This window comes from Chitinophaga sp. MM2321 (assembly GCF_964033635.1).
GTDB lineage: Bacteria > Bacteroidota > Bacteroidia > Chitinophagales > Chitinophagaceae > Chitinophaga.
Genome location: NZ_OZ035533.1, coordinates 218399 through 236981, shown reverse-complemented (window position 1 = coordinate 236981; position 18583 = coordinate 218399). Strand labels below are relative to the sequence as shown.

13 protein-coding genes are annotated in these 18583 nt (G+C 46.0%); 1 reads left to right on the top strand and 12 read right to left on the bottom strand.

The window, feature by feature from the left end; all coding sequences use genetic code 11:
- Positions 1 to 8 precede the first annotated feature (8 nt).
- The 3 genes from ABQ275_RS00880 to ABQ275_RS00870 form a co-directional block, all read right to left on the bottom strand.
- Complete coding sequence (locus ABQ275_RS00880; RefSeq protein WP_349316373.1) at positions 9 to 3332, bottom strand: TonB-dependent receptor; 3324 nt, start codon at positions 3330 to 3332, stop codon at positions 9 to 11.
- A gap of 275 nt (positions 3333 to 3607) precedes the next feature.
- Positions 3608 to 4783: a FecR domain-containing protein gene (locus tag ABQ275_RS00875; RefSeq protein WP_349316372.1), complete on the bottom strand. Its 1176-nt coding sequence runs from the start codon at positions 4781 to 4783 to the stop codon at positions 3608 to 3610.
- A gap of 89 nt (positions 4784 to 4872) precedes the next feature.
- The gene (locus ABQ275_RS00870; protein ID WP_349316371.1) at positions 4873 to 5478 is read right to left on the bottom strand and encodes an RNA polymerase sigma-70 factor; all 606 of its coding nucleotides are present in this window, start codon (positions 5476 to 5478) and stop codon (positions 4873 to 4875) included.
- Between the two features lie 208 nt (positions 5479 to 5686).
- Here ABQ275_RS00870 and ABQ275_RS00865 point away from each other — a divergent pair, with 208 nt between their 5' ends.
- Positions 5687 to 6223, top strand: coding sequence for a YceI family protein (locus ABQ275_RS00865; protein WP_349316370.1), 537 nt, complete (start codon positions 5687 to 5689; stop codon positions 6221 to 6223).
- Between the two features lie 66 nt (positions 6224 to 6289).
- On the opposite strand, the gene ABQ275_RS00860 is transcribed toward ABQ275_RS00865, so the two are convergent.
- From ABQ275_RS00860 to ABQ275_RS00820, 9 genes are all read right to left on the bottom strand, one after another.
- On the bottom strand, positions 6290 to 6538 hold the full coding sequence (locus ABQ275_RS00860; protein ID WP_349316369.1) for a hypothetical protein: 249 nt from the start codon (positions 6536 to 6538) through the stop codon (positions 6290 to 6292).
- Between the two features lie 25 nt (positions 6539 to 6563).
- The gene (locus ABQ275_RS00855; RefSeq protein WP_349316368.1) at positions 6564 to 7220 is read right to left on the bottom strand and encodes a hypothetical protein; all 657 of its coding nucleotides are present in this window, start codon (positions 7218 to 7220) and stop codon (positions 6564 to 6566) included.
- A gap of 36 nt (positions 7221 to 7256) precedes the next feature.
- A complete protein-coding gene (locus ABQ275_RS00850; RefSeq protein WP_349316367.1) occupies positions 7257 to 9311 on the bottom strand; it encodes a TonB-dependent receptor plug domain-containing protein in 2055 nt (684 codons plus the stop codon).
- 106 nt (positions 9312 to 9417) lie between these two features.
- Positions 9418 to 10125 (bottom strand): LytTR family DNA-binding domain-containing protein, encoded by a 708-nt coding sequence (locus ABQ275_RS00845; protein ID WP_349316366.1) that lies wholly within the window; start codon positions 10123 to 10125, stop codon positions 9418 to 9420.
- On the bottom strand, positions 10122 to 11156 hold the full coding sequence (locus ABQ275_RS00840) for a histidine kinase (protein WP_349316365.1): 1035 nt from the start codon (positions 11154 to 11156) through the stop codon (positions 10122 to 10124). Before ABQ275_RS00840 ends, ABQ275_RS00845 begins: the two co-directional genes overlap by 4 nt.
- A gap of 237 nt (positions 11157 to 11393) precedes the next feature.
- Positions 11394 to 12713, bottom strand: coding sequence for a RagB/SusD family protein (locus tag ABQ275_RS00835; protein WP_349316364.1), 1320 nt, complete (start codon positions 12711 to 12713; stop codon positions 11394 to 11396).
- 19 nt (positions 12714 to 12732) lie between these two features.
- Positions 12733 to 15849 carry a SusC/RagA family TonB-linked outer membrane protein gene (locus ABQ275_RS00830; RefSeq protein ID WP_349316363.1) on the bottom strand — a complete coding sequence of 1039 codons (3117 nt, stop codon included), beginning with the start codon at positions 15847 to 15849 and terminating at the stop codon, positions 12733 to 12735.
- Between the two features lie 77 nt (positions 15850 to 15926).
- Positions 15927 to 16673 carry a DeoR/GlpR family DNA-binding transcription regulator gene (locus ABQ275_RS00825; RefSeq protein WP_349316362.1) on the bottom strand — a complete coding sequence of 249 codons (747 nt, stop codon included), beginning with the start codon at positions 16671 to 16673 and terminating at the stop codon, positions 15927 to 15929.
- A 164-nt stretch (positions 16674 to 16837) separates the two neighbouring features.
- Positions 16838 to 18556: a GMC family oxidoreductase gene (locus ABQ275_RS00820; RefSeq protein WP_349316361.1), complete on the bottom strand. Its 1719-nt coding sequence runs from the start codon at positions 18554 to 18556 to the stop codon at positions 16838 to 16840.
- Between the last annotated feature and the right edge of the window lie 27 nt (positions 18557 to 18583).

The window sequence follows — 18583 nt, the reverse complement described above, 5'->3', positions numbered from 1 at the left end:
GTGCTATTTTAAAATTTTACATTTAATCCTACCAATACACTTTTGGAGGTAGGATAACCACCATAATCCATACCCTGATCAATAGAAGAACTACCGAAACGGCTCACTTCAGGATCATAGCCTTTGTAATTGGTAATCGTAAACCAGTTTTGCGCAGACGCATAAATTTTCACATCGGCCAGCGACAATTTTTTCAAGAGAGACGAAGGGAGATGATAACCGAGTGAGATATTTTTCAGACGCAGATAAGAACCATCCTCAATGTGGAAGCTGGACAGAATCCTTTGTCCACCCGCAGCATTGGCACGGGGAATTGTTTTACTGGGATTGGAGGCTGTCCAACGGTCCAGTACATCGGCAGACTGATTATTATTACCATTCAGGTTATACAGATCAAAGCGACCGAAGTTGAGGATATCATTTCCATAACTTCCCTGGAAAAACAGGTTCAGCTCTACACCTTTATAAGTGAACGTATTATTCAATCCACCAAAAAACTTCGGATTTCCATTCCCTATTACGGTACGATCCAGGTCGTTAATAACGCCATCGTCGTTCAGGTCGGCATAGCGCAGATCACCGGGACTTGCATTCTTTTGGGCAGATGCATCTATCTCTGCTTTATCCTGGAAGATACCGGTTACTTTTCTACCATAGAAATTACCGAGCGGCTCTCCTACTTTCATCAGTATGGTGCTGCCCCACACGCCCAGGTGTCCACTACCGGAACCTGCGGTGAATTCAGGGCGGCCATCCAGGTTAAGTACTTTATTCCTGTTAAAGGATATTGTAAATGCGGAATTCCACTGCAACGCATGGCCTTCAATATTGATCGTGTTCAATCCCAGTTCCAGTCCCCTGTTTTCTACCTGTCCTATGTTCTGCAATGAACTGCTATAGCCCGTTGTTTGCGGCACATTCACGCTAAACAACAGATCGGATGTTGTTTTGATATAATAATCTGCTGTCAGTTGGATACGATTGTTGAGGAAGCCCACATCTATACCGGCATCCAGCTGTGCATTTTTTTCCCAGCTCAGATCATGATTACTGATACCGCCGGGTACACCACCCACCTGTAAAACCGGGGTACTGCCAAAAGGATATTTTACATTGGAAATGAATGACAGATAACCATAATCGCCTATTTCCTGATTACCGGTTAACCCGTAGCTGGCACGGAATTTCAGGTCAGAGAACACATTTTGTTGTTTCATGAACTGCTCATTGATCACCCGCCATGCAAACGCGCCTGATGGAAAGAAACCATATTTTTTATTAGGCCCGAAACGTGAAGAGCCATCCCTGCGCGCAGTTAAAGTGAGCAAAAACCGGTCGGCATAACCATAGTTGATACGCGCCAGATAAGAGGCTAAAGCCCAGTCGCCGGCACCTGAACCGGGTGTACGCAATGTGGCGCCTGCGGCGAGGTTATTGAATAAAGCAAAATCATCGTTGAAATTTGTAGCATTGGCCGTCACATTTTCCTGGTGATAACCTTGCGACGTATAACCTATCAGGGCAGTAACGTTATGATCTTTTGCAAATACACGGTTGTAGGTCAGTGTATTTTCGTTTAGCCAGTTAATACTTTCACTGGCAGAAACAGATGCATCACCGTTAGTACCGGCGCCCAGTCCTATCTGTCGTGTAACGTAGTAATTTGACTTGGTATTAAAGAGATCTGCTCCCCATGAAGTACGGAAAGTCAATCCATCAATGATCTTATATTCCGCAAAAAAATTCGATAGTAAACGGGTTACGGAAAACTGGTCTGTGATTTCATTGGCGAGACCCAGCGGGTTATCCACCAGGTTGCCGTTCAACGGGCCCTGGTCACGGTAGTATTTACCATTGGCATTGAATACCGGGAAGGTAGGCGCGTAGTTAATAGCAGCATTTGTGACCCCGGAACTGGCGCCACCGTCGGTTTCCGTGCGGGCAGCATTTGATTTGGTATAAGCCCCCTGCATAGAAAGACCTACATTCAGCCGGGAAGTCACCTCGCGGTCAAGATTGGCGCGTAAAGTATATCGCTTAAAGTTTGAATTAGCGATGATCCCCTGCTGGTCATAAATATTTCCGGAGATAGCATACCGCGTTTTTGCTTCGCCACCTGAAATAGATAGCTGATAGCTTTGCAGCGGCGCATTCTGGAATACTTCATCCTGCCAATCGGTACCTTTCCCCAGGCTTGCAGGCAAAGGCTGCGTTGCAGAAGAACCGTCGAAATAGGCGGCACCGCCACCATTGATCCTGGCTTCGTTAATAAATTCCGCATATTGCTGCGCATTCAGCAACGGAATTTTCCGGCGAACAGATTGAACACCGTAATAGCTTTCAAAATTTATACTGGACTCCCCTTTTCTGCCACGTTTAGTCGTTACCATTACCACGCCGTTCGATCCGCGTGAACCATAGATAGCAGTGGAGGATGCATCTTTCAATATCTCTATCGATTCTATATCTGCCGGGTTGATCTCATTGATATCGTGTGTAGGAAAACCATCCACTACATACAGCGGATCATTGCCTGCATTCACCGAGCCGGTACCACGGATGCGGATCGTAGACCCACCGCCCGGCCTGGCCGAATTCTGCGTTACCAGCACCCCGGCGGCACGGCCCTGCATGGCCCTGTCCAGCCCCGTAACAGGCGTGGCTTTAATATCATCTTCCCCGATCCTGGCTACAGAACCGGTTAGGTCGCTTTTCTTTACGGTGCCATATCCTACCACCACCGTTTCACTGAGACGGCCTACATACTCTTTTAGTGTAACCGTTACCGTAGCACGGCCGGCAATGTCTATTTCACGCGGTACATAACCGATACTGGAAACGGTTATAACAGCCGCCTGCGGGATATTTTTTAATACAAACTCGCCGTAACTGTTGGTGCTGGCGCCCTGCCGCGCCCCTTTCACCATCACCGTGGCGCCCGGAACAGGCGCTCCCTTTTCATCGGTCACCTTACCGCTCACAGTAATAGTATCCACAACGGCTACTATCGCTTCCGTCAACATACCGGTTACTTTTACCGGTCTGGTCTTAATAACAATGTTATTGCCGTTTATCGTATACATAATCGGCTGATCCCGGACACACATATCCAGCACCTGTTGCAGCTGCACATTTTTAACATTGATAGAAATGGGAGACGTACGCGAAAGTGAGTTTTCATTATAAATAATAGAAACCCCCGTTTGCGAGATGATCTCCGCAAAAACCTGTTGAAGCGGTTTATTCTTCACCGATAACGACACTTTCTGCGAGTAGCCAACGGCACTCACATGCAGGCAGGTAATCAGGAAAATAAATGCGGTCATTCTCATAACCCGGCATATTTTACTTAGATAATGTCTTTCAACGGTTCCAGTGAACCCGCAAAAGACGGATTTGGTTGACAGCCCAGGTGTTAAAAGGGCTTTTCCTTTAAAATTCATACATTCGTGGAGTTTGGTGATACTTAAAATAGTCTGACAGAGATTATCAGAGCGCCAGATTTCAGCCGGAGATGCTTGCAACATCTCCGGTTTTTTTTATGACGCCCAAGGCATTTAGGAATTTTTTGATTTACGTATTTAGTGATTTAGTTATTTTTTTTGATTTATGGTAATACAATTACTTTTTGTCCTTCAATTTTAAAATGATTCGTACCACCGGCTTCCAGGAAGCGTAGTACTTCCGACAGGCTCTTCGTCCTGCTCATCCCACCGCCATACAGGTCTTTATTAGGTGGTGTCTGATATACGATCTCAACATCATACCACCTGGCTATCTCTCTCAGGATAGCGCCCAGCTCCACATTATTAAATATAAACAGGCCATTCTTCCAGGCGATGACCTTATTCACATCGGTTTCTTTTACAGAAATATGTTGCATAGCAGTTGTTGCAACTGCCTGTTGTCCCGGCTTCAGCATTTGTTCAACAGATCCCTGCGTTACGCGGACTATGCCCTCCAGCAGGGTGGTTTTAATGGCATCTTCATCCGGATATGCCATAATATCGAAATGGGTGCCTAACACCTGTACTTCCAGTCCATTATTTACTTTAACCCGGAAAGGCTGCCCGGCATTTTTTGCTATTTCAAAATAACCCTGCCCGTTTAGTTCCACCACTCTTTCCTTTCCATGGAAAGCCGTGGGGTATTTCAGGCTGCTGGCGGAGTTAAGCCACACCCGGGTACCATCTGATAAGGTAAGCTGAAACTGTCCGCCACGCGGCGTACTAAGCGTATTAAAACCCGTTGTTGTTTCCGTTCCCTGTGCCATATACTGTAACTGGCCTTTGTGTTGGAGGATAGCCATGGGCCCCTGCTGGATCACCTGGTTACCGGCACTGTCAAGATTCATGACAGAACCATCTGCCAGTGTAAGCACCGCCTTATTACTACCGGGTACGATGTGACTGGCTTCCGCATATGCTGCTTCCGGTTGTGCGGACCTGTTTCGCAGGAAATAGGCGCCTGCCCCCAACAACAAAAGGACGGCTGCGGCAGCGCCCCAACGACGAAGCCGGGGATAAAGACGGTGCACAGGTGTTTCCTGCACTGCCTCTTCAGATACAGCAGATTGGCGGATACGTGCAAATAATTCGTCTGCACTCCCCTCGTCCAGCGTCTGATCGGCCACATGACCCGCCAACAATTTCTCCAGCACTTCTTTCACCAGGTCATCCTGCTCACCTTTGCTGATGTTAGCCAGTATCTCAGCCTTTTCAGCTGCAGTACACGTTTTATCATAATAGCGGCCTAACAGATAGGCCATTCTTTCCCCTTGCATGCATAACAGATTGGTGACGATGAATGAATCCCGATACTATACTGACAATCGGGAGAGAACAAAGGGGTAGTAGCAGGAGAAATATTTTTTTAGCGGCTCAACCCAACAAAACAAATCGCCAGGATACTGACAGGTCCGCCGTGTATTCTTATATAATGTTGCATAGACAATATGGCGGCCATCATATGCTTTTTGACCGTTTCCCTGGAAATTTGCAGCTCCCGGGCGATCTCCTCATGTTTTAAACCATCCATCCGGCTCATGCGGTATACCTTTTGCTGCTGCTTTGGTAAATGGTTGATGGCGCGGCTCATCAGGTTCTCCAGTTCTTTATTCAGGAGCGTTTCTTCAGGTGTGTTTCGTTTAATATCAGGCTCGCCGGCATGCAGGTCTTTTAGCAATGTAGTTTCGAATGCTTTTCTTTTGATCCCGTTCAGGACGTGGTTCCGGGTTAAGCGGTTGATATAGGCGGGTAGATTATGCAACGAAGAAAGGGTTTCCCGTTGCAACCATATTTTGATAAATACTTCCTGTACCACATCTTTGGAGATGGTATCGGATTCTGTCATACGTAACGCAAAAGAATAAATAAAATCACGGTATTGATCAAACAGCTGACGGAAGGCGTTTCCATCGCCTTCAGCAATACGTTGCAGTAGTACCCGCTCACTGTCTAAGTTATCTTTATCATGCATTACGTAGGAAAACTGTTATCTTTTCTTGTATCTGGTTTTGGTTGACAGCAGGGCCTAAAATACTAAAAAAACGGGCATTATCTTATTTGTCTCCGGTATTCTTTACCCAACCTGTTACAAGTAAGCGCATCCTTTCTTAATTTTGACAGCAGACAGGCATATCCCGTCCCCGGTATTTTTCGATTTACTAATTATTAAAAGAACTAAAATGAAACGCATTGCTTACCCGATCATCGCCGTACTATTAGTATTCGTTTCTGCCTTTACGTTCATTACTTCCCCGCAATGGAAAATTAACAACGGCTATTCCGTAAAATTTGAAGGTAGGTATGCCGATGGGGTCTTCGAAAAATTAAAGGGGACCATTATTTTTGATGAGCAAAACGTTTCCACTGCAAAATTTGATGTCACCATTGATGTTGCGTCTATCAATACCGGCAACCGGCTGAAAAACAGGCATGCCAAAGGTGAGAGCTGGTTTAATACCGACAAATACCCGGTCATTCATTTTGTATCATCCTCCGTAACAAAAGAAGGCGCTGTATACGAAGCCAAAGGCGAACTGGAAATGCATGGCATTAAAAAGAACTTTATCATTCCATTTACATTCAAAAATAATGGGGGCAATGGTGTTTTCACGGGCAACTTCAAAGTAAACAGAAGCGATTTCGATATTGGTGTACCCAGGGGAGATGAATCAGATTTCACCAAGCTACAAGTAGTGGTGCCGGTTACATCAAAGTAGCAGGTTGTGTGAACGGTGCATTTTACCATCACCACTCACACAACCTGCGCAAATAGCTACTCCTGCTTATTGCTGCTTTTCCGTTTGAACAGGTCCGCAGTGACGCCAGTTATCTTTTCCATCGTTATGATGCCATGCAAAACGCATGAGTATAACATTGGCGCTTATAAAAAGCACGATAGCAAGGATAGCAGCTACCTTGGTAATCACAGTCAGTCCGCGTTTCTTTGAGAACCCGCCAAAAACATAACCGATAATAAATACCATACAGGCTACAAACAGTATCCTGATTATAATGATGAATGGGAATATCATGATCATTAAATTTATCGGTGAAGAATTATTTGTATTTACTTAAAAGCGCCTGATTTTCTGCTTTCCCCCAATGTGGCGCAACTCCGGCTGTTGCTGTGGAAAGCTTTGCCAGACTTTGTTCTGCCAGTTGCTTTGCCAGCGTTTTATCGCCACCCCACATTTTCGGGGTATAGTATTTCACCCATGCTTCCACGTATAAAACCCTTGGATTTTCCGGATTCAATTGTTTTGCCTGCTTCAGACACTGGTCAGAAAGCATCCCGTATTTGCGGCCATAAGTCATGGGATTGATAAACACTTTTGTACGGTATACCATACTTAGTACCGTGTACACTTCAGATAGTTCCGTTTTTTGTTTACTGCTATCCAGCAGCGACCGGGCCGTTTTTATTTGTTCCTCCCCCCTGTTGCTGTAAGGTTCTATCCTTTCTCCATCATCTTCATACAGGAAGCCGATTTTTGCATTACAAAAAGCAGCGTAATAATAGGGCAGCCACGCAGTTTTCTGTGATGCGGCTATCGCTGAAAAATCCTTTTCCAGGGCTTCATAATCCTTTGCTGAAGTGGCCTTATCCAGTGCGGATACTGCATTTTCGAGGGTATTACTGGTACTCCCATTTTGTGCATAGATACCGGTTAAAGCCAGTGCTGAGACAAGGAAAGAAATGATTAACTTTTTCATACGGTTGTTGTTTTATTAATTGTTTACAAATTTTTTTTACAGATTATCATTCAGAAAATCGTCCGTACGGTCTATACCAAAACTCATAAAGACACCGATAAAATAGTTCCGGGTAGCAGGTAACGTAACGGGCATCTTGTTACGCCCATCATAACTATAGTTGTAACCAAACACCTGCCTGGTGCCCAGCAGATTATTTACACCAAAGGCGAAGCCTGAAAAATCCTTTCGCTTCCAATGCTTAAAGAAAGATGTCAGGTAAGCAACATGCAGGTTCATCACACTGTAAGCTTTGGTAGTTCCCTGGTCGTATAACTGCCAGCTATTGATAGCAGGATTATAACGGATATCATAATAGGGCCTGCCGGCGGCCACTGCATACGATACATTCACACTGGTGGAGATACTTTGAATAAATTTTTTGATAGCGATAGTCCCCGTATGCGGCGCTGCAAACGAAGGGCTCAGTGCATACGGATAATTCATGAAATCCCTTTTGGTATCGAGGTAAGTATAGGTGATCCAGTAGTCCAGGTTTTTGATGGATCTTTTATCCCGGAAGAAAAATTCCAATCCTTTGGCGTAGCCGGTACCGGCAGTGCTGATACCGGGCGATGTTTTCACGAGATCGTTATAATGTTTGTAATAGGCTTCCACGCGAAAGAGGCGGTTACTTATCTTTTTCGTATAGTTGAGCACGTAGTGTGTGGCGCTTGAAAAATTCAGGTCGCGGTTATGATATAAAAAATCATTTTGTGGTTCCTGGTAAAAAATGCCATAGGCTACATTAAACTGACCACCATCCGGTAAGCGATAGGCCAGGCTGATACGTGGCGCAATCACCCATTTGCGGAGCAGCGAAGAATATTCCATTCTAACACCTGTTTTTGCAGCCAGGTTATCAGCCAGGTAAATATCGCCTTCGGCAAATGCCGCCGTCAGGTTATCGGTAAGCGCCAGTGCACTATCATTGGCAGTTCCTTTATCTTCCGAATAAAAATGTTCCGCACCAAAACGGATGGCCTGTCCCTGGGAAAAATTTCGTGTAAACACCATACGGGCCTGCGCAAAATTGGAGGTGATGCGGCTGTAGCGGAACTTATCCTTAAACGGCGCTTCCGGTAAACTTACCTCCGCACCTTTGGCATCTACCAGGTTATTATTGGTAGTAATCCGGTTATAACTGTAAGTCAGCCCTATATCCATCTTCCAGTCATCATTCAGCGCATTGCGATAACTGAGATTGCTGTAGCTGCTCTTTCCTTTCACCCGGTAGCCCGACCGCAACGCAGCACTGTCTATATCGGGATTATACATGCCCACATCACTGACATCCCAGGTTGTATAAAATTTCAGCATACCGGTTTTGCCGGTCTTAATCCTGAAATTAGCATCGCCATCTATGTATTCAGGCCCTGCAAAAAAATCAGGTTTTTGCGGCACAACGGAATTATAGATGCGCTGACTGCTATAATGTAAGTCAACGCCATAACTGCTGCGGTTGTTTTTTGTCAGCTGCTGGAACCCGATGCCGGTATTGGCCGGGAAGAGGCTGAAACTCGCGGATGATTTCTCCGGCAGGTCCACACTCTCCATAATCAGGGCGCTGCTCATAGCCTGGCCATATAAGGCCGAATAACCACCGGAGCTGAACAAGATCCCTTTAAACAAAAAAGGATTGATACGGGCATATTGCTGAATACCGGGAACGGATGGGTAGTTCGGATTTCTGAGCAGCGTGCCGTCAATAAATTGCTTTGTTTCTTCACCGGTACCACCGCGCACAAACAAGCCTTCTTTATCCCCGATCTGCTGTGCACCGGGCAGTGAACGCAGCGCCTGTGTAATGTCGCCATTACTGCCTGCTACCGTCACAGCATCGATGGGTGTAAGGGAGGCCCCTTTGGCCTTATCGCTGGCTTCGAATGAACCTGCACTTACCGTTACTACGTGCAGGGTGCGCGTACGCTGCCGGGGAATAGTATCCAGGTGATGAAGCGAATCCGCCGCCTGTTGCTGCCCGAAAGAAAAGCGACCGGCACAGGTTAGTAAAAGAACCGGCAACAAATATTTTACTGCATAGTTTTTCATGGCCTGCAATGTTATTTACAGGTAAAACTAGCGGGTATAACAACTGCTTTTTTGGAGAGTAGATGACACCGGAAAGTGTCGCGACAAAAAGTAAAATTCTGGTAACCTATTTTTCTGGGCGGTTGATCATGCGGGTAATATTCTCTTTGTAAAACTCGCTGACGGGCACTTCTGTTACCCCGATACATACAAAGTCACGCTTGATGGAAGTGATCTTTGCAACCGCCGCCAGAAAGGATTTATGCGTGCGTACAAAGGCAGCAGCAGGTAGTTTTTCTTCCATCGCTTTCATGGTCATACGCGTAAGTACAGGTTTTGGGGAAGACGACAGGTGGATCCTGATATAGTCTTTCAGTCCTTCGATGTAAGTAATATCTGACACGACGATCTTCACAAGGGTATATTCCACATTGACAAAAAAGTCCGTGATCTCTTCTGTGGCAGCGGGTTGTTGTTGCAGCCGGAATAAATCATTGGCGCGGTTACAGGCTTTCAGGAAACGCTCAAAACTAAAAGGCTTCAACAGGTAATCAGCTACCTGTAAATTGAAACCTTCCAGTGCATACTGCTCGTATGCGGTAACAAGAATAACAAGCGGCGGATTTTTTAACGATTGCAAAAACTGCAACCCATTCAGCCGGGGCATTTGTATATCAAGAAAGATCAGGTCAACCTGGGTGGTTTGTAACACCTCTGCCGCTTCCAGCGCATTTTTGCAGGTCTTCACCAACTGCAAAAAGGGGATCTGCCGGATATTATCTTCCAGCAGGTCACGAACAAGTTGTTCATCGTCAACAGCAATGCAGCGTATCATGTTAACTTCAAAGTTAAGGTAATATGAAACAGGTTATCATCGTTATTGATAGTCAGGGTATAGTTATTTTTATACAACAAGTCCAGCCGTGACTTCACATTCAACAACCCAATACCTGAACTATCGTCCTTGCTCTCACCAGGTTCATTATCGTACTGATTCAACACTTCAAACAACAGTCCGCCATCCTTTACCGTTAATTTTATGTTGATCCACGGATCTTTTAAACCCACCCCATGCTTAAATGCATTCTCCACGAAAGGGATGAGTAGCATGGGTTCTATGTTGCAATGATCAGCCGATTCATCCAGCACAATATTGTTGTCAATCTTCACATCATTTCCAAAACGCAGTTTCTGTAATTCAATATAACTGTTCAGGTATGTTATTTCTTTTGTTACAGCTACTTTCTTTCCCTGTGAGTCATACAACATATAACGCATCAGGTCAGAAAGCTTGATGAGAGAAGGTTCCAGCCGATCAGATTTTTTTCTTGCGAGCGAAACCAGGTTCGTTAAAACGTTAAATAAAAAATGCGGACTGATCTGTGAGCGCAGAAATTTAAGCTCTGTAGAAAGCTGTGCTGCCTGCTTTTCTTTCTGTTCTTTTTCAAAACGTGCCCGGTCAATTATTTTACGATAAATAATACTGATGATAAATACAACAACAGAAGGCCCGAATACAAATTTATAAGCGCCCACATTTTTCAGCAATTCCGGAAACCAGGCCGCCATGATGTGGTATTTCAACTGAAATGACCCAACCAAAAGCAACACAGCAGCGATGATATACAGCCACCAGTAACGCCAGTTGAGTAACCGCGGATACAGCAGGTAAGCATTGCCATAAAAAATGATGATGTGGATAAAGCCTGCCAAAGTGAAGAACAGTCCGGGTATGGGCCCGACCCTGTAATCATTGTCTGCTGTAGAAACAAAGTAAGGCAGCAGCAGCAACATGCTCCAGATGAGCACATGAAGCGCGATCATGATATGCCTGTACCTGATATTTGCTTTCAATTGATCTAACACTCCTGCCGATGATTTAATAGTAAGTTTACAATAAATAATGGTACAAAGTTACCCGATCCACTATTTATCGGGAAGAAGAAGCGACCACACCGGGAAATGTGTAGACATCCCGGCAAAAGCATTCCTGCATATAAGGGGGCGTTTTATCATCTCCCTAAAAAATATAACATAAAACAATAACGGCAGACAAGCGCGCTACGCCCGTCTGCCGTATGTATCACCTCAACCAGACCATCATCAATCCGGGTCGGCTGGTGTATTCGGATTATCATTTCTTTCTACAAACGGATAAGGGAAATAATTGCTTTTCCGTTCAGCTTCCGGGCGGCCAAAACGCCGGCTGTCCTCCAGCTCCTGTGCGCCCATAAACAATTCAATACGCCGGTGTTTATAGATCAGTGTCAACAGGTCCTGCTGTGTAAGCGCCACTACCGGCGGCAGACCAGCACCTACTCCATACGGATCTTCACCGGGTGTTTTGGTCACTACTTTATTCAGTTCTATCAGTCCTGCTGGGACATTATTCATACGTGCATAGCATTCTGCTTTTATGAGCATGATCTCTCCCGGCAGGAAGATAGGAACGGTATCCAGGTTACTTTTAAAGAAGCCGTTGATACTGAAACGGGGTCCTTTCGACGGCCGGGAGATGTAGAATGGTACGCGCTTATCCGACAGGTCCGGTTGCAGTGCTACCGGCAGTCCCATGCTCGAATCCACTACCTGGTAAATATTATTGGTAGCCGTTACCAACGCATAGATAGGATTGGTGATCTGCGCATTATAGACGAACGCAGACTTTCCATCGGCCGTGAGGACTACTTTACCCGCGGCATCCAGTGCCGTGGCGTAATCGCCTGCATACAAAGCATAGCGGGCTTTCAGCGCATATAACGTGTTAACGATATTGATGCCTTTGGGAATATAAGCGCCGAAATTACTACCTATAGGCGTTGCCGTTACTACGTTGATCGCATTGTCCAATACGCCTACTGCCCTGGCGTATCCCTGTTTACCAGGAATAAATTTCACATCGGTGGTAACTGAATCGGGTTTGCCGATTGTATCAGGCACCTGTTCCCAGAAATTAGCCTGTACCCCCAGCGCCAACGCTTTGAAGATAGACGTGTAGGCTATGAGCCCGCTGGCATAGCCTTTATCGGTTACAACGGTGTTTGTATTCCTCAATACATTGTCGGCTTCATACACGATCTTATTTGATACGCCCCACATGCCGGTAACAATGGAATTGGTATTTAAAATGGCCTTGCCGCCGGTGCCTACCTGGGCTTCATCTGTATTACCGGGATTGGTAACATAGGTTTCACCGGTGAGTAAACTACCGGCTGTAACAGTAGTATACAATAACCCTACCCGCGTACTGGCGTACCAGTTCTGCAAGCCCACCGCCACATCTGTGAGTGCGGTCGGGGAGCTGTAAGCCTGTGTTGACGAAGGTCCGGAAGGGTCCTGGTAATTCTTTTTACATGCAGCCACCGCTAACAACAGCAACGCAGTGATCGTACAATATTTATATAGCTGGATATATGGTTTCATGATTGACCTTTTTAATGGTTTAGAATTTTGCACGGATACCAACATTAAAGGTTCTTGGTATCGGTACCGAACCAAAATCAATACCGCGTAATATGGTACTTTGCCCTCCTGCATTCAGTTCGGGGTCATATCCTTTGTAGTTATCCCAGGAAATAAGGTTACGGCCACCCACACTTACTGTGAGGTCACTCAACCCTTTTATTTTGTTGAAACTATAACTCAGCGATACTTCCCGCAGTTTTACAAAAGAGCCGTCATCAATTCTAAACTCCAGGATATTGTAAACGCCTGCAATATACCCGCGTGGTATCTGCCCTCTGTCTTCCTGTTCTGCTATTTTTCCATTATCAACACCCTGCCGTGTTCTGTAGTCGGCATTAAATACATCGGCGCCCTGCAAGGCATCCAGCTGAATATGGAGCCCCAGTTTTTTATACCTGAAATCATTCGTCAGCGTAGCGGTGTATTGCGGATTGGGATCACCGATCTTTTTATTCAATGCAGATGCTGTTTTTGGTGGCAGCCCTGTTGCAGGATCCCGCTGTGTTTCATAAGTGAGCGGGCCTGTTTGTTTACCCGCTTCTGTTACCGGTATACCGGCGGGGTTTTTCAGGATGTTGCCATTTTCATCGCGGGCGTAGAAGGTGCCATAGAAGAAGCCTATCGGCTCACCATTGGCGATACCAATCGGCGCACCACCATTTGTATTATATAATACCAGCGACTGCCCGATATCCACTGCTTTGTTGGTGTTATGATTGAAGATGGCGGTCAGGTCCCAGTTAAAATCGGTGGTCTTCACCGGGGTGGCGTTCAGGATCACTTCAACACCTTTATTTTCCAGCGTACCGATGTTGCCCTGCACGAAGGAGTAACCATTTGTAGGCGCCACCGCTCTGCTGATCAGCAGGTCTTTTACCCGCTTGTTGTAGTAGTTAACGGATAAGCCTAAACGATTATCAAAAAAGGCGAGGTCAGCACCTACTTCCAGTTCCTGTTGTCTTTCCGGCTTCACATCCGGATCTGTATAAGTGGTGGAAGACTGGAAGGAAGAAGCGCCGATGAAAGCCGTAGCAATGTAAGTATTGAACCTGCCATAAGCGGGGATACCGGTAAGGTTACCGGATTCGCCGTAGGCTGCACGCAATTTCAACAGGTTCCACCAATGTGCTACTGAAGACTTCTCCCAGAAATCTGTTCCTGATAATACATAACTACCGCTCAACTTGGTATACAACTGGTTGCGTTCATTTTCACCAAATACGGAAGATCCGTCCAGACGCAACGCACCGGTAAGAAAGAGTTGATTGCGGTACTTAAAATTCTGTTGGATATATTCACCGGAAATAGACAACTCCGTGCGCTGATCTGCGCCGGGAATGATCGTGGTGGCCTTATCCGCTGTTTGCACAAAAGGCGGTAACCCTCTGCCCTGCTGCAAAGAATAATGCATGCGCTGGTATTGCAAAGAATACCCCACCTGTGTAACGGAGGCCAGGTTATCGCTGATCTGCCAGTTATAGGTTGCATTCAAGTCATGATTGATCATGAAAGAGGTGTTGGAACCTGCGCTGGCATACCCGTTCTGTGTAGGGTCCAGGTTAGGGCCGCCGCCGTAAAAGCCAGGGCTCACATTGTATGCGAATGCCGGCATAAACGTTGTGCCGTCCTGGTTATAGTTGTCTATACCGAGGCGATAATCTATCGTTAAATCCTTGATGGGATTCAGCTTGATACCGGCGCCTGCAATCACCCTGCCTACCTGTTGTTGTTGTCTGAAATCTTCTATAACAGAGGTGGGGTTTACACGTCCGCGTTCGCCCACTGCCATCAGGTTACCCAATGCATCTCTTTGTCCTATGTCGTAATAGTTACCGATAATGGTGACGGAGTTCATGGGAGAATAGAACGTATTACCATCGGGTTTTTCATGCGATTTACTATAGATGTAATTAAGACTGGCGCTGAAGCTGATCCAGTCATTCAGCTCCTGGTCCAGGTTTATGCGGAAACTGTATCGGCTGTAATCCGTATTTTTTATAATGCCCTGGTTATAGAGATAGCTGGCAGAAGCAAAATATTTTGTTTTGTCCTTCCCACCTGCTACTGAAATGTTGTTATCAGTTCCTACTGCTGTGCGGAAAATGAAGTCCTGGTAATCATACCGTTTTACATCCGTTGTAGTGGTTACTGCCGGTGTCAGGATATTTTGTGTAGAAACATCCGGCGGGCCGCCAAATTTAACAGGCGCTTCATTCACATCCAGTTTTTTCCGGAGCTGGTTAACGGAAAAATTGGTAGAGAAATTAACTACCGGCGCACCGGCGCTTCCTCTTTTGGTGAAGATCTGTATAACACCGGCGTTGGCCCTGGAACCATAGATAGCAGCGGCGGCGGCACCATTCAGCACTTCCACGCGTTCAATATCTGCGGGGTTAATATCTGCCAGCCGGTTCTGTCCTACACTACCAACGAATGTACCGCCGGCGTAGCTGGGATCTGCATTGGTAACGCGGGTAGTGGAGTTATCGATAATAACGCCATCAATAATATATAAAGGTTCGGTAGAACCGGAGATAGTACTGATACCACGCAGTTTTACAGAGATGCCACCGGAAGGATCACCGGAGTTCTGTGAAATCTGTGCGCCGGCTGTTTTCCCCTGCAATGCCGCCAGCACGTTGCCGGTACCGCCTTTATTGAGTTCATCGGCTTTTACGGTGCTGATGTAGTTACCTAACTGTCTTCGTGTCGTTCCTTCTGAAGTACCGGTCACCACAATTTCATCCAGTTTTGACACGGATACTGCCAGTTGTATATCCTGTGTAACGGTGGCGCCTGCACGCAATGTTACGTTACTGTCTTTTTGTTTGAATCCTACGCCGGAAAAAGCCAGCGTATAGTTGCCGGGAGGCAGGTTTACGCTGATGTTGTACCGGCCGTCTGCATCTGTTTGTGTGCCTAGCTTTGTAGTTCTGATGGTTACGGTAATACCTGGTAGTGGCGAACCGGCCTCGTCTGTGACCCTGCCGGATATTTTCGTCTGCGCAAATGCCGCAGCTGCGAGGCAATTCATAAATAGTAAGAGCAACAGGCCCTTGCATCCCACTATTCGCATTAATAGACGAATTCTCATAAAAAAAGATTTAATAGTTACGTGTTTTGTTTGTTGTAAAACACAGCTTTGGGTGGCTGTTGCTGGTTGATGATTTCCTATAAGATCCTGATTCCCTTATTGCTATATGGCTGTAGCTTCTTTGCCTTTGGTGGTAATTCTGTAATCAATATATCTATGGCTTCCGTATTACAAACTTTCAGGTGTTCTACTGTATTGAGTTTCTCCGAGATACACAATGCGACTACTTTCCTGGAAGTGGTTACCATTGCCTTTTTTACCTGTACTACATCCCAGTCGTTATCCGTAAGTCCTTCCTTTACATCGAGGGCGTTAACGCCCAGGAAACACAGGTCGGCGCGGACATCCCTGATTTTTGAAATGGCTTCTCCGCCTACGGTGATCTTTGAATTTTTTGCGAGCCTATCACCAATGACAATCACATCTATATTTGGATGATTTGCATATTCGAAAGCAGCCGGCAGGCTTACGGTAATAAAAGTAGCCCGGAGCTCTGCGGGTAGTATCCTCGCCAGCTGTACAATGGTCGTTCCGCCGGTTGTTAATACATACATGCCGTCCTTGATTAACGTGATGGCTTTTTGTGCGATGGTCCGTTTCTCATCTATAGCATAAACATCCTGTGCAGCAATGCCCTGGTGAAACGAATTGGATAATCCGCCGCCATGTACTTTAAGGATCTTCCCTTCCAGCGCCAGTGCTGTCAGGTCCCTACGGATTGTATCCTCAGAGACCTGCATCTGCTCACTCAGATGAGACGACAATACCTTATTGTGCAGGTTTACCTCGTGTAAGATATATGCCTGACGTTCCCGTTTTAACATGGAGGATGGTATTCTATGACTAATTTCGGCAAAAAAAATCACAAGACAAGTATAAAAGCGCATTTTTTTGCCGGATTATGCAGGAAACGGGCAGAAAAAAGAGGCGACAATGCACACTTCATACCACCAAATCCTTGGCAGCAGGGGTTATTATCAAATAAAGCCTATAAGTTTCCTTTTTTCATTTCGCTGACAGCATAGCCTGCTGCCCTGGCGGTTAGGGCCATATACAGAAGAGAGGGGCTCTGATTGCCGGTGCTGGCCATCGCAGCGCCGTCTGTTACAAATACATTTTTGCAATGATGCAGCTGATTCCATTCGTTTAGCAAAGAGGTACGGGCATCGCTGCCCATGCGACATCCACCCATTTCATGGATGTCCAGGCCGGGAGCCTGTTTATTATCATGCTGCTGAATCTTTTTACAGCCTGCCTTGTCCATCATTTCCGCACTTTGCGTGAGGAAATCTTTGATCATCCTTTCATCATTATCATCATAGTCTACAGACATGATCAGTAAGGGAATGCCCCACTGGTCCTTCTTATCAGGGCTTAACCTTACATGGTTGGTTTCTTTCTGAATGGTTTCTCCCTGCATGTACATATAGGTTTTCCAGCCACCGGGTTCTGTCAATGCATTCTTATAATCTGCGCCAATTTTTTCTGTTAATAAATCTTCGTTTACCCGTCCCCGGTAGGCGCCCATAAAAGTGGTAAAGCCGCCTACATAATCCGTATCCTGCCGTTGCAGGTTGCGGTAGTTGGCAAGAATGGGTTCTGTAGGATTCCGTCCGTAATAATATTTATCTTCCATTCCTTCCATTTCTGCACTCACAGAAGCCCTGTAATTATGAAACGCCACGTATTTTCCCAGCAACCCGTTGTCGTTACCAAGCCCATTCGGAAAGCGTTTGCTGGTAGAGTTGAGTAGCACGAGATTACTGTTGAGCGCAGCGGCATTTAAAAAGATAATGCGGGCAAAATAATCTGTTATCTGTTTTGTGTTTGTATCAATCACCCGTACGCCGGTCGCTTTTCCTTTTTGCTCATCGTAGATAATGGAATGCACTACAGAAAACGGGCGGATGGTCAGGTTACCTGTTTTCTTTGCCCATGGCAATGTAGAAGAAACAGAACTGAAATAACCACCGAAGGGACAACCCCGCATACATAAATTCCGGGCCTGACATTTTACCCTTCCCTGTTGTAAATGTATTTCCTTTGGCTCTGTAAGATGTGCCCACCTTGCATGTACCAGGTGACGATCTTTGTAATTAGCCCGGATCTGCTGCTGGATATGTGCTTCTACGCAATTCAGTTCAAACGGTGGCAGAAATTCACCATCAGGCATGGCGGCGATACCATCACGGGTGCCGCATACGCCTATAAATTTTTCAACGTGTGCATACCAGGGTGCTATTGTTTCATAATCTATGGGCCACCCGATACCGTATCCGTAACGCTGCGGCGCCGTAAATTCAAAATTGCTCCAACGCTGGCAGGCGCGGCCCCAGGTAAGGGATTTACCCCCTACCTGATAACCACGTATCCAATCGAATGGTTTTTCCTGTATGTAAGGATGGTCATTGTCTTTGATAAAAAAATGCGCGGTGTCTTCCCCGAATCCGGCTGCTTTGGAGATCAAAGGATTTTCCTGTAAAAATTCCTTTGTCATCTGTCCCCGGTGTTTAAATTCCCAGGGCGCTTTGGTAGCGGTAGGATAGTCTTTGATATGTTCTACATTCCGGCCTCTTTCCAGCACCAGTGTTTTCAGTCCCTGCTCGCACAGCTCTTTGGCTGCCCAGCCTCCGCTGATACCGGAGCCGATAACAATGGCATCAAAAGTATTTTGCTGTACACCCTTTGCATTAACGTTAACCGGCATAAAATGAAATTACAGATGATCAGATAT

Bases quoted from the DNA above. Each gene is read 5' to 3' on its own strand.
- ABQ275_RS00880 (WP_349316373.1), bottom strand. From the start codon at position 3,332: ATGAGAATGACCGCATTTATTTTCCTGATTACCTGCCTGCATGTGAGT.
- ABQ275_RS00875 (WP_349316372.1), bottom strand. From the start codon at position 4,783: ATGCAAGGGGAAAGAATGGCCTATCTGTTAGGCCGCTATTATGATAAA.
- ABQ275_RS00870 (WP_349316371.1), bottom strand. From the start codon at position 5,478: ATGCATGATAAAGATAACTTAGACAGTGAGCGGGTACTACTGCAACGT.
- ABQ275_RS00865 (WP_349316370.1), top strand. From the start codon at position 5,687: ATGAAACGCATTGCTTACCCGATCATCGCCGTACTATTAGTATTCGTT.
- ABQ275_RS00860 (WP_349316369.1), bottom strand. From the start codon at position 6,538: ATGATATTCCCATTCATCATTATAATCAGGATACTGTTTGTAGCCTGT.
- ABQ275_RS00855 (WP_349316368.1), bottom strand. From the start codon at position 7,220: ATGAAAAAGTTAATCATTTCTTTCCTTGTCTCAGCACTGGCTTTAACC.
- ABQ275_RS00850 (WP_349316367.1), bottom strand. From the start codon at position 9,311: ATGAAAAACTATGCAGTAAAATATTTGTTGCCGGTTCTTTTACTAACC.
- ABQ275_RS00845 (WP_349316366.1), bottom strand. From the start codon at position 10,125: ATGATACGCTGCATTGCTGTTGACGATGAACAACTTGTTCGTGACCTG.
- ABQ275_RS00835 (WP_349316364.1), bottom strand. From the start codon at position 12,713: ATGAAACCATATATCCAGCTATATAAATATTGTACGATCACTGCGTTG.
- ABQ275_RS00830 (WP_349316363.1), bottom strand. From the start codon at position 15,849: ATGAGAATTCGTCTATTAATGCGAATAGTGGGATGCAAGGGCCTGTTG.
- ABQ275_RS00825 (WP_349316362.1), bottom strand. From the start codon at position 16,673: ATGTTAAAACGGGAACGTCAGGCATATATCTTACACGAGGTAAACCTG.
- ABQ275_RS00820 (WP_349316361.1), bottom strand. From the start codon at position 18,556: ATGCCGGTTAACGTTAATGCAAAGGGTGTACAGCAAAATACTTTTGAT.